This window comes from Coprococcus sp. RTP21428st1_C9_RTP21428_210409, from assembly GCF_040227395.1.
Taxonomy (GTDB): domain Bacteria; phylum Bacillota; class Clostridia; order Lachnospirales; family Lachnospiraceae; genus Coprococcus; species Coprococcus aceti.
Genome location: NZ_JBEHVV010000054.1, coordinates 1 through 12,118 on the forward strand (window position 1 = coordinate 1; position 12,118 = coordinate 12,118).

Genomic DNA, 12,118 nt, shown 5'->3' on the forward strand with positions numbered 1-12,118 from the left:
GTGCCAGGGATGCCGCACACAAGAGAATGTATGATGCCATCATGGAATCAGGATGCGTGGACGCCAGTGGAACTGAGTTATACGAGAAGGGCATAGTTCCTATAGACCTTAACGGCAATGTGATATATTATCTCGGACCGACACCGGCAAAACCTGGACAGGTCATAGGCTCGGCGGGACCGACAACCAGCAGCAGAATGGACAAATACACTCCACTCATTCTCAGCAAGGGTCTGTGTGGAATGATAGGAAAGGGAAAGAGAAGCCAGGAGGTTATACAGGCAATAATAGACAACAAGGCTGTGTATCTGGCAGCCGTTGGCGGTGCAGGAGCGCTTCTCTCCAAATGTATCAAGAAATCCGAGGTGATCGCGTACGATGATCTCGGAACAGAGGCTATAAGGAAGATGACAGTGGAGAATTTCCCAGCTATTGTGGTTATAGATTCAGAGGGACACAACCTGTATGAAACAGCGGTAAAGGATTATCTTGAGCAGAATAAATAATACAGGAATAAAATAAAAAGTATACAGAATCTCAACAATGAATTAGCAAAAATGCACAAAATAATTGTTGAATATTACAGTCACAATAATGTTGACTAAAATATATTAAACTTGTAAAATTTTAATATGAGTTAGTCTCATATTAAATTAATTGTTGTATTAACAAGGGAAAGAAGAAAAAGGAGAGATTTAATGAGAAGAGAAAAAGTTTTCAACAGATCGTTATTGATCCTTGCAATCATGTCAATCATGCTCTTTGCAATGACAATAACAGCATCGGCAGCATCAGGAAGAGCAGTAACAAATCTTCAGCAGACAGATGATACCAAGACAGGTGTCACAGTTCAGTGGAGCGGTAATTATGGAGAGGAATACTTAGTGTATTTATCCCAGGATAGATCTTCAGGATATCAGGCATTAAGTTCTTATACTTCAACATCAAATAAGAAGTATATTTACAATCTTCAGGCCGGCAGAGCATACTATGTAATAGTTCAGACATATGTCAACAAGCAGCTTGTTGGACAGTCAGATCCTCTTCAGGTCATAACAACTCCTGAGAGCGTAGATTACAAGTCAATAAAGCAGACTTCAGGCACAAAGAATAAGATCGGTTTACAGTGGAACAGAGTTTCAGGTGTAACAGGATATGTAGTTGCCAAGATCAGCGGTTCAAAGGTTGAGGCTCAGTATAATGTTACTACAAACAAGGCAACTGTACCTGCAAAGGCCGGAACACATTATAGTGGATATTATGTATATTCATATAAGAGATCAGAGTCAAACTACATAGCACTTGGTTATGGACAGTCAACAGGTACACTCTACTCAGCACCTGTTAACCCACAGTATGTTGCCGATGCAAAGGCAGGAACTCTTATATGGAGTCCAGCTAAGAGTGGAAATGTAATAACAATCGGATGGAAGGCAAATCCAAACTATGACTATCCTACAGGATATCAGGTTCAGATCTACTCTCTCAACGGAAAGACCAGATTATACACAACAAAGGCTACAACAAAGACCAGAGTTAAGATCAACAACGCAAAGGTTCGTAAGGCAATCAACAACAAGGGATTCAAGGTAAGAATCCGTGCATACAAAGAGGCAAATGGTGGTGCTAAGTGCTGGAGCGATTGGTCAGCATTCAAGACAATCATACCTCAGGCATGTGTAAAGAAGAGTAATGTAACTTCTGTAAGCAGCACTGCTGCAAAGGTTAAATGGAAGAAAGTAGCAAATACAAAGTATTATCTTGTATACTATACAAAGAATCCATACGCTTCAAATGCAAAATGGATAAAGAAAAAGGTAAGTGCTAAGAGCAGCTCTTATACAATAAGAGGTCTTAAGGCATATTCTACATTTGGAGTATATGTTATCCCTGTTGTCAAGGTAAGAGGAAAGACCTACAGAGGACAGGCTTGTGAGTATATAAGATGCAGTTACTACTATAGATAAGATAGTAAGAAACATCTACAAAACGATAAGAGGGCGGATACAAAAAAGTATCCGCCTTTTTGTCGATTTTTGGCTTATTATTTTCTTGTAAAAACTCCTTGACATTCACTGCCAGGTTTGGTATTATAAACAAGTGTCAAAAATTAAATACTCTTTGGTAGGAGATTTTTATTTAGGCATTTTGCAGAAGTACTCAAGTGGCTGAAGAGGCGCCCCTGCTAAGGGTGTAGGCCGTTTGCGCGGCGCGAGGGTTCAAATCCCTCCTTCTGCGTTTCCTTTTTGGAGATGCTTATGACGTTATTCCTCGATAGCTCAATGGTAGAGCACTCGGCTGTTAACCGAGGGGTTGTAGGTTCGAGCCCTACTCGGGGAGCTTTAATTAAATAATATGGTGCGATAGCCAAGTGGTAAGGCCCCGGTCTGCAACACCGTCATCGCCGGTTCAAATCCGGCTCGCACCTCTCAAGCGGAAGATATATGTAATATATATCTTCCTTTTTTTGTAACCTTGAATATGCTTTTTTTGTCTGTTATACTGTAGAGGTATATTGGCTATTGAAATAGTAGGAGGTGGGGTATGACTCAAATTTTAAAAGATTCAATAAAAATTGAATACAAACTTGATCAGGTTACTCCTATTAGCAAATATGAAATGAATGCCTATAATGTGCCTTTTGCAGGCAACACAAGCATGTGCAGGGAAGTGTTTGTTAAGGGGGAAAGAAAACTCGAATTCTCAATAGATGGGGATATGAGTCTTAGTAAGATAATGCAGAAACCGGTTTTCAGGGATGAACTGGTGGAATACATATTCAGCATAAGCAAGCAGCTTGTGTCAGTCATACAGAATGGACTAGCACCCGAGAAGGTAGTGTGGGATACGAATTATATGTATGTGAGATTTAGTGACTTCTCCATACAGCTTCTGTATCTTCCATTTGAAAGCAAATTTGACAAGAAGGACATTGGGGAGTTCGTGAAGAGCATCTTGTCAGGATTTGTCTATGCACACACACCAGCCATAGAATGTGCTAACCAGATAGTTGATTATTTCAACGATCACAGGGAGTTTGATGCATTTCATTTCAATGAATTCGTGTCAGATCTCAGAGCATCAAGTCAGCTCCTTATAATACAGGGTGAAAAGGGCAAGAGTAAGGTACTCACTTCAAATGACAATAATAAAGAGCTTGCAATCCACAAAGCCGAGGAGGCAGCCAGAAAGGCTGAAGAGGCAAGAATGCAGGCCGAGAATGAGGTAAAGAGACAGATAGAGGAAGCAAAGTATCAGGCGGAAGTTGCCAGACAGGCAGAGGAGACCCGTATGAAGGCCGAGGCGGCAAGGGTCGAAGCCGAGATATGGAGACAGAAGGTCACTGCTGAGGCAAAGGATTATGAGCAGACAGCGGTACTCACAGCTCAGGATATGTACTCATATCAGGGCAATTCCGATGACAGTGAGAGGCTTAAGGCTGAAGAAATGTTCAGGAATGCCGAGGAGGAGCGAATCAGGGCAGAGAAGGTTTCATCGCAGTATGCAGATGAGATAAGACGTGCCAGAGAGCAGGAGATGCATGCTGAGGAGGCTAGAATGCAGGCAGAATTTGCAGCCCGCAAGAATGCTGAGGAGGCTAAGAGACAGGCAGGCCTTGCAAAGCTCAAGGCGGAGGAAGCCAAGAGACTTAGCGAGCAGCCGGATGAGGAGCCACCTACAACACTGTTCAGCAACAGAACACTTGTCACAGGCAGCAAGCCGACCCTCACCAGAAAGACTACGGGTGAGAGCGTTCAGATTAATAAACAGGTATTCTGTATTGGCAAGGCTGATCAGGGTGTTGACTATAAGGTAACAGGAAACAAGTCTATAAGTAGAAGACACGCCTATATCACCAGTATCAATGGAACACATTATCTGAGAGATAACAACTCAACAAACCATACATTCCTGAACGGAACTCAGGTGTACAGCAATGTTGATGTGGCTATCCCTGATAACAGTGTGATAAGGCTTTCAAACGAGGAGTTCATATTCAGGATAAATTCTTAAATATGGAGTTCGATAAATGTAATAAATCAGGTTGATCCGTAAGGATGGAGGAAGAGATATGTATTGTGATAATTGTGGTTGTGAATTGGGGGAGAACGTAAGAAAGTGTCCTGTCTGTGGAAAAGAATTTCCTTTGATAGAGCCGGAAGTTGACGACAGCACAACTGTGCTTACAAGTGAGCCGGATGTCGATGAGGACGATGACAGCACAACTGTCCTGACAGGCGGAACACAGGGCATGCCTCAGATGATGCAGCAGCCACAGGGTAATCCTGTGCCACCGCAGCAGCCTCAGATGGGAATGCCACAACCTCAGATAATGCCACAGGAAGGCGCCGATATAATGATAAAGAAAAAGGGCGAGAAGAAGGGTATGAGCAAGGGTGCAAAGGCCGCACTCATAGCTATACCAGTGGTTATCGTCATCGCTATAGGCGTCCTTGCATTTATATTTGTTCCAAAGTTTAGAAAGTATAACGAGGCCAACGACCTCATGGACCAGGGAAAGGTTGAAGAGGCCGTGACACTGTATAAGGATCTTGGAAAATTCAAGGATTCCTATAAAAAGGCAAACGGAGACGCTTATTATGAGTATGCCGAGGGTCTTGAAAAAGAAGGCAAGAACCTTGAGGCGGCTGAATATTATAAGAAGTCAGGCAACAGCAGAAAGGCTGCAGAGAACTACAGCAAGTCATCTGACGGTGACGAGGAGAGTTTCAGCAGCGATGACGCATTTGATAAGGCTTATCAGTGTTATTACAATGCGGGAATGGATCAGATGAATGCGGCATCCTACGATGCAGCCATAGATGCATTCAACAACGCAGGCTCATACAAGGATGCATCGGACAAGGTTATCGAGTGTACATATAAGAAAGCGGAGGCACTTATAACAGCCAAGAAGTACGATGACGCCATCAGTATTCTGTCAACCATAGAGGAGTACAGCGATTCCCAGACTCTTCTTGCAAAGTGCTATTACAACAAGGCATCAGAGCTGCTCGACAGCGGCAAATATGACGATGCGTATGATATGTACATGAAGTCAGAATTTGATGACTACAAGAACAAGGCCAGTGAGTGTACATACAAGAAGGCAGAGCAGTATTACAAGAACAAGGATTACGAGAATGCCATCAAGAGCTATGATAAGGTGGACAAGGATTACAAGGACTGTGTAGCTGAGAAAGACAAGTGTTATCAGGCACTTGGAGCCCAGGCATACAAGGACAAGGAATACAAGAAGTCAGTTGATTACTATGAGAAGGTAGTCAAGACTGATGTGTCCAAGAAGATAGCAAATGGAAAGCTTGCATTTGCAAATGCAAATAAGAACGCAGCCAATGAGACTACAATGACATATCTCGGAGAACTCAGATACGACGGCAACGAGAAGGCTCAGAAGCTGTATTCAGAGCTTGTGAAGTGGAATATAGAATCATTTGTAAACAGCAGTGAAAAAGATCTTGATAAGGGATCTAACAGCATCAAGACAAAGGATGGATCAGATATATATATTCATACGTCATTTGGATTTGACGGTGATGACTCTATGAAGATATCGGGATACGTTGTGTATGCGGATGGAAACAAGTCTGACGTCATAACATTCTCAGATCCTGTGGTTGACGGCTGGTCAACATGGGTCAAGATATCAGGTGACAGTGCACCTAAGGGTGTAACATATCTGTATCTTCAGAACGAGACGACCAAGAAGATCATAGAGGTATATCCGTTCACAATAAAGTAAAGAGACAGGGTGATATATGTGATAAACAGACCTGAATTGCTGGCTCTAGAATTCTACAAGTCGCGGCCTTTTAAGGGCAGTGACAAGGGTATCCGTTACATGATACAGAAGGATGTTGTGGAGATTGAGCCGGAGGGTGAAAAAGATCAGACAGAGGAAGATGCACCGAAGGAGACAAAGACTGTACTCACGGCATTTATATGGCCGGAGCCATTCTGTTTTGAGGTCACACCGGATGAACAGAAGGGATCGAAGCAGTTTGATTTTTCCGAGGAAGGATTGTGTGAGGCCATAGCCTGGTTGAATGAAAATCATGATACATATGCACAAAAAAAACAATAGTAAACTACTTAAAAGAATAATTGGAATAACAGCGACTGTCATCATTCTGATGGCAGCAGTTGTTGCAATTATTTTTTTTCATCTTATGAGAAAACCTCAGATAAAGCTTGTGGAGGCCATGGTAAATACCATCAATTCTTCCAGAGAGTCGGAGATGAATCAGCAGTATGGCACATTTGACATGGGTATGAACATGATAAATGGCAGTCAGAGCTTTTCATTTGAGGATAATTCTGATCACAGCGTTGACATATCGCTGAAGAGAAGTGCTTCGGATCACAATTTTCTTGCGGAGGCAGGAGTTGATGACAAGACATTCAAGCTCTATGCAAATAAGAGGACTTCTCTCATATATATAGATGATATGGCAATCAGAATACAGTACGCTGACAATCTCATCACGAACATGAGCAATTCTCAGGTGGTATCACTGCTTGGGATAGACAGCGACACAGTGTACTCATTTGGCACTGCCTATGAGAACTGTATGAGGATGGCTGCAAATAATTATGCGGACATCAACGGTGACGATATCCAGACAGATATTATCCAGAAGACACTTAAGTATTTCTTCAATATGGAGGGTACGAGTGAGGGAAAACAGACTGTGGTTACTGGGGATAGTACACAGGACTGCAAGGTGTACTCGGTCATCTTCAATGTGGATGATTTCTATAGTTATCTGGATGAATGTTTTGGCACACATGATATAGATCTTCAGGAAGTGTATGACATGTTTGGCAAATACATACCGGAGATAGATACCATTGACAATACGGCAGAATTGGTACATGATATAAAGCAATTTGTGGATGAAATGTTAGACGGCAGGGATATCACGCTCTATTTTGCTGTGAACAGTAAAAATGAGCTGGTCAAGCTGTATGCGGATCATGTGTCCGACAGGGATATGAGCATGTCGCTGACATTTTACGGAGACAAATATACAGCACAGTCGTATGAGTTCACTGTTACTGACAATTCTGACAACCATCTTGTGATAAAAAAGAGGGATGTGAGCAGTGACGGAGAGACAGGAGTGGTGTTTGATGTGGATATATCGGCAGCCGATCTCATGGATTCCATGAAGCCTGTCAGTATAAGTGCATCGCTGGAGCTTAGATTGTCTGGAAGTGATGCAATTCTTGGTATACAGGTTGGAGATGCCGTGTTCAGAAAAAATGCGGAGATCACCGGATATGATAAGGGTAACAGCATTGATCTTGCGTGGAGCGGGGACAGTGATGGAAGCATGCATATCGGCTGTGATTCAGGAGCGATAGAGAAACCAGAATACAGGGACAGCCTGGATATATTTGACACAGATGTGATAAGTGCGTATAAATTTATAAAAGAGATAATGAACAGATAGATGGAGATTTGTATATGAGTGATACATCAGTTGTGGATAACTCCACGGGCAAAGAAAAAAGCAGATATACATCGGGAACCATATATAAGATGATAATTGCTATAACGTTCCTTCTGGCATTTGGACTGATAATGATATTCAGCGCATCCAGTTACGGCACGGCTGCCAGCAATTTCAGAAGCCAGTTGGTGTTTATCGTTTTCGGAGCATTGGCAATATGGGGATTGGCGTTTTTCCCATACGGTCTGTATAAGAAGCTTACATGGCCTGCATATTTTCTGTCATTGATACTGACATTTTTGCTTCTCACGCCATTGGGAGTAAATGTAAATGGTGCGACGAGATGGATCCAGATCCCTCACATACCATTCAGAATCCAGATCGCTGATATAGTGAAGACTCTCATGATCATATTCATAGCTTCATTTATAAGCAGCAAATGGAGAGAGATGCACAAGTGGCAGACTGTCATAATACTGTGGGTGCTTGTGGGACTCCAGGCGGGACTTTTGCTCGTCATATCCACAAACCTGAGTTCGTGTCTGGTCGTTCTTGGAATATGTTACTGTTCAACATTTATAGCCAGCAAGAACTGGAAACTGCATTTGGGAATATTGCTGATAGCTGTGGTGGTGGCGGTGGTCTATGTGAAGGTAGCCACGAGCTACCTGCCTACGGAGGAAGAACTTCTGTCAAATGACAACTTCCGTGCAAAGCGAATCCTGGGATGGCTGTACACAGAGAAATATGAGAAGAGTGCAGGATATCAGGTCATACAGTCGCTGTATGCCATAGGAAGCGGATCTTTCTTCGGCAAGGGACTTGGAAATGGAACACAGAAGCTTTCGGCTATACCGGAGGCCCAGAATGATATGATCTTCGCGATAATCTGCGAGGAGCTTGGTGTGGCAGGAGCAATCATGTTATTTCTTCTGTATGGCTATCTGTTATACCAGATGTATGTTATAGTTAAAGAGTCATCGAACGTATTTGGAAGCATGATGGTCATAGGTGTGATGGTACACCTTGTATGCCAGATAGTGATCAACGTAAGCGTTGCGACAAATGTAATTCCGAATACAGGTGTCACTCTTCCTTTCATAAGCTCGGGAGGTTCCGCACTTCTCATGACAATGGTCGAGTGTGGTATGTGTATAGGAATCAGAAGGCAGCAGACGAGAAGAGTGTATCAGAAGCATTTGAATGAATAAAATCCATGTGAGGAATAAGAGAGGTAGTATATGGTAAAGTTTAGAAAAATTGCGTTTTTGACAATGGCAGCAGTATTGTTGTCAACTTGTGCGACAGGAATCTCAAATCTGTCAGAAAGCAGGGTCGGCGGACAGTACACGGTGTACGCTGCGGAGGCTCAGGCTGATGTCGGAGAGAGTGTTGCGACATTGACGGATGCAACTGCCACTGTGAAGAATAAGAAGGGCTGGTATACCAAGAACGGTAAGACATATTATTACGATGAGAACGGCAAGGCGTTAAAGAGCAAGTTCCTTACATACAAGGGCGACAAATATTATTTTAACAGATATGGCCGCATGGTGAGAGGTCTTAACAAAATCCAGAATAATTACTATTACTTCAGAACAAATGGCAAGGCACTGGTGAATACCTGGAAGAAAATAAAGGGTAAGAAGTATTACTTTGGTTCTGATGGAAAAGCCTATAAGGGTGCACATAAGGTAAAGAATAGCAAGTATTACTATAATTTCTCAAGTAATGGTTATCTTGCGGAGGGTGTCAGAAAGATAAATGGCGTGACATACAGATTTGGTTCCAATGGAAAGCCATATACAGGATGGTATACTACAAAGCTTGGAAACAGACAGTATTACAGCGCTTCAGGTGTTGCATACAAAGGACCTAAGAAGGTAAATGGCAAGCTGTATCTGTTCGACAAGAATGGTGCACTGGTGAAGGGCAGAGGCTGGAAATATTACAACGGCAGGCGTTACTTCGTAAGCGTCAAGGGAACATTACTCACCGGATACAGATATGTGGATGGAGCATACTATTACTTCAGTAAGAGCGGTGCCATGTACAGAAGCAAGTGGGCATATGCGAATGGATATAAGTTCTATTTCAACAGAGGTGGCAAGAGACTCACAGATGTTGATAAGATCCTCGGAAAACAGGATTCCTATGAGATAAAGGTCAACAAGACCACAAATGTTGTGACTGTATATGCAAAGGATGGCAACAAGGGATATATCATTCCGGTAAAGGCATTTGTATGTTCAGGCGGTGACACAACACCTCTTGGAACATTCTGTACCCCGGCAAAGGGAAGATGGTGGACACTGATGGGGCCATGCTATGGACAGTGGGATACACTTATAACAGGTGATATACTTTTCCACTCTGTGTATTACGGAGAGGAGGATCCTACCACATTATCAGTCAGCGCTTATAACATGCTCGGAACGACATGCTCACACGGATGTATAAGACTTAAGGCAGGAGATGCAAAGTGGATATATGACAACTGCGATCTTGGAACAAAGGTAACTATATTCGAGAGCAATAAGAGCGGCCCGTTCCCTAAGCCTACATCAGTTCAGCTTGATTACAGCCATACATGGGATCCTACAGATCCAACCATGGCATACAAGTGTAGAGAGAACGGATGTCATAAGGGAATAGCATGGTAATATCGTGTTCAATGTGGAGAGAATAGATATATGAAAAAAGCGTCGTGGATGGACATGGGCAGAAAATATATATTATTTATGATTGCGGTCATCTGTTTTGCAGGTATCTGTATGGGATGCGGGAAGGTGGATGACGGTCAGGAGGAGAGTACCGGTATCCAGATAAAGAGCGGTGATGTTGAATCCGCGGAGGATATGGCTCAGATAGGAGTGTATCTCGATGTGGATAAGAACAGTTCCGAGATAACGGATGTGAAGTACAAGATATCCGGTGACATAGGTATCGTGAGTTTCAGGTACAGCGGAGTGAAGGTTGAACTCAGAGGCTCCTGCAAATACGAGATGTACGATCTGGCGGGCGTTGAGAACACCAGCAATGGTGACATGATAACCGGCAACATCCAGGGATACAGTGCTACTTATTACACTCTGAATCCCGGACGTATAGCTTTCTGGAGCGATGGAACAATTAACTATTCGCTATATATATACGTCACAGCCAGTGATGAGGTACTCAATGAAGTGCTGTCACATATAGTATTTGAGAACAGATATACGGACAGGGCTGATGTCCAGCAGCAGATAGAGACGGACAGCAGAGCATTTGCTGAGAAGATCGTGAAGGTGTTCAATGATGAAGATCTTGAGACCATGAAGGATATGGTTTTATATCCTCAGGAGACAAGTGGTGGACAGTCCATAGCAAATGAAAATGAGCTGTTGAATGTTGATAAGAAGGCGCTGTTCACTGACATTCTTATGAAGGCTCTGAACGATGAGAATGCACTGGATAATCTGAGAAAAACCAACGACGGCTCCGAATATGTAATTGGAACAAACTATAAAAATGTACATTTCAGACTGAACGACGATGGACAGTTTGTCATCACAAAAATAAATAACTGATATTTATCCCCTGCGCATAAGGGCAAACTGATATGTGCAGGGGATTTTTCTGTTTAAAAATACTGAAAAAGTTCTATTTGCCACGGATAAGTTCAGAATGTGATAAGTATGGGAGAATAAACAAGTATAGTGGGAAAATTTAGAGGACGATTCGCGTTGAGACTGTGTATCAAAGTCCTTAGAATTGTATCAGGACAGGAAATAACTTAAGACAGAACCTGATCTGAGACAAGGAGGAGATATACACGATGACAGAGAGAGTTTACAGTATAAGTGAGGCAGCAGCCAAGGTTGAGGTTGAGTCACATGTGCTTAGGTATTGGGAGGAAGAGCTTGAGATCGATATCAAGAGAAATGACATGGGTCACAGGTGCTACAGTGAGAAGGATGTAAAGATACTTCAGAGGGTTAAGACTTTGAAGGATAAGGGGATACAGCTCAAGGCGATAAAGGATATGGTTCACAGAATGTATGAACTTCTTGACGAGGGAGAGAGCACAGAGGAAAAAAATGCGGATGATGCGGTGGCGGAGCTTATCGCAGAGAGAGAAAATACAGAGAAGAAGACCATAGAAACCATAAGGGTGAGCAGCGATGTGGGGGATGATTCAAGAATAGTTGATTTCAAGATGGCACAATTCCAGAATATCATGGACAAGATAATCAGCAACTCCATAAAGGACAACCTTAAGGTGATAACACAGTCAGTGTCCGCTGCGGTGTCCGATGACGTGGTAAAACAGATGGATGTGCTGATGAAGGAGAAGGAGGATCAGGAGGAAGCGAGATACAGAAAGCTTGACGCCACCATAAGAGAACTTCAGCAGACCAGACAGGAGGTTGCGGCAACGGAGATAAAGAGGAAGAAAAAGGGCATTTTCAGAAGAAAACAGAGAGAGAGTTTATAAAAACTTCACACACTAACAATAGGGATTAATGCTATAATTAGCGCTAGTAAGATGGGAGTTAACACGAATGAAGATTACTAAGAAAGTTAAGATAGCGATAATTTTTATATGGATAGCAGCGATATTGTCCATGGTTATAGGTACGGCTATCATAGGGCGATAT

Annotated in this window: 10 protein-coding genes and 3 tRNA genes; all 13 read left to right on the forward strand. The window is 42.7% G+C overall.

The annotated features are described in order from the left end of the window. Positions 1–506 (forward strand): fumarate hydratase C-terminal domain-containing protein (locus tag ABUA34_RS10315; protein WP_349823260.1); only part of this gene is annotated, 506 nt, incomplete at its 5' end. A gap of 192 nt (positions 507–698) precedes the next feature. After that, positions 699–1,967: a fibronectin type III domain-containing protein gene (locus tag ABUA34_RS10320; protein WP_015534436.1), complete on the forward strand. Its 1,269-nt coding sequence runs from the start codon at positions 699–701 to the stop codon at positions 1,965–1,967. Positions 1,968–2,150: 183 nt separating this feature from the next. Beyond that, a tRNA-Ser gene (locus tag ABUA34_RS10325) sits at positions 2,151–2,238 on the forward strand. 30 nt (positions 2,239–2,268) lie between these two features. Next, positions 2,269–2,340 (forward strand) — tRNA-Asn (locus ABUA34_RS10330). 17 nt (positions 2,341–2,357) lie between these two features. Beyond that, positions 2,358–2,428, forward strand: a tRNA-Cys gene (locus ABUA34_RS10335). Positions 2,429–2,544: 116 nt separating this feature from the next. Next, positions 2,545–4,014: a DUF6382 and FHA domain-containing protein gene (locus ABUA34_RS10340; RefSeq protein WP_055222369.1), complete on the forward strand. Its 1,470-nt coding sequence runs from the start codon at positions 2,545–2,547 to the stop codon at positions 4,012–4,014. Between the two features lie 58 nt (positions 4,015–4,072). Next, positions 4,073–5,764, forward strand: a complete 1,692-nt coding sequence (locus tag ABUA34_RS10345; protein ID WP_161171541.1) for a hypothetical protein — start codon at positions 4,073–4,075, stop codon at positions 5,762–5,764. Between the two features lie 18 nt (positions 5,765–5,782). Then, positions 5,783–6,106 carry a hypothetical protein gene (locus ABUA34_RS10350; protein WP_022217377.1) on the forward strand — a complete coding sequence of 108 codons (324 nt, stop codon included), beginning with the start codon at positions 5,783–5,785 and terminating at the stop codon, positions 6,104–6,106. Between the two features lie 49 nt (positions 6,107–6,155). Next, positions 6,156–7,478: a hypothetical protein gene (locus ABUA34_RS10355; protein ID WP_243147809.1), complete on the forward strand. Its 1,323-nt coding sequence runs from the start codon at positions 6,156–6,158 to the stop codon at positions 7,476–7,478. A 14-nt stretch (positions 7,479–7,492) separates the two neighbouring features. Next, a complete protein-coding gene (locus ABUA34_RS10360; protein ID WP_015534440.1) occupies positions 7,493–8,689 on the forward strand; it encodes an FtsW/RodA/SpoVE family cell cycle protein in 1,197 nt (398 codons plus the stop codon). Positions 8,690–8,719: 30 nt separating this feature from the next. Then, on the forward strand, positions 8,720–10,141 hold the full coding sequence (locus tag ABUA34_RS10365) for a L,D-transpeptidase family protein (RefSeq protein ID WP_055222366.1): 1,422 nt from the start codon (positions 8,720–8,722) through the stop codon (positions 10,139–10,141). Between the two features lie 30 nt (positions 10,142–10,171). Next, the gene (locus ABUA34_RS10370) at positions 10,172–11,047 is read left to right on the forward strand and encodes a hypothetical protein (RefSeq protein ID WP_349818673.1); all 876 of its coding nucleotides are present in this window, start codon (positions 10,172–10,174) and stop codon (positions 11,045–11,047) included. 248 nt (positions 11,048–11,295) lie between these two features. After that, entirely contained in the window at positions 11,296–11,955 is a 660-nt protein-coding gene (locus ABUA34_RS10375; protein WP_022217374.1) for a helix-turn-helix domain-containing protein, read from the forward strand. Positions 11,956–12,118 lie beyond the last annotated feature (163 nt).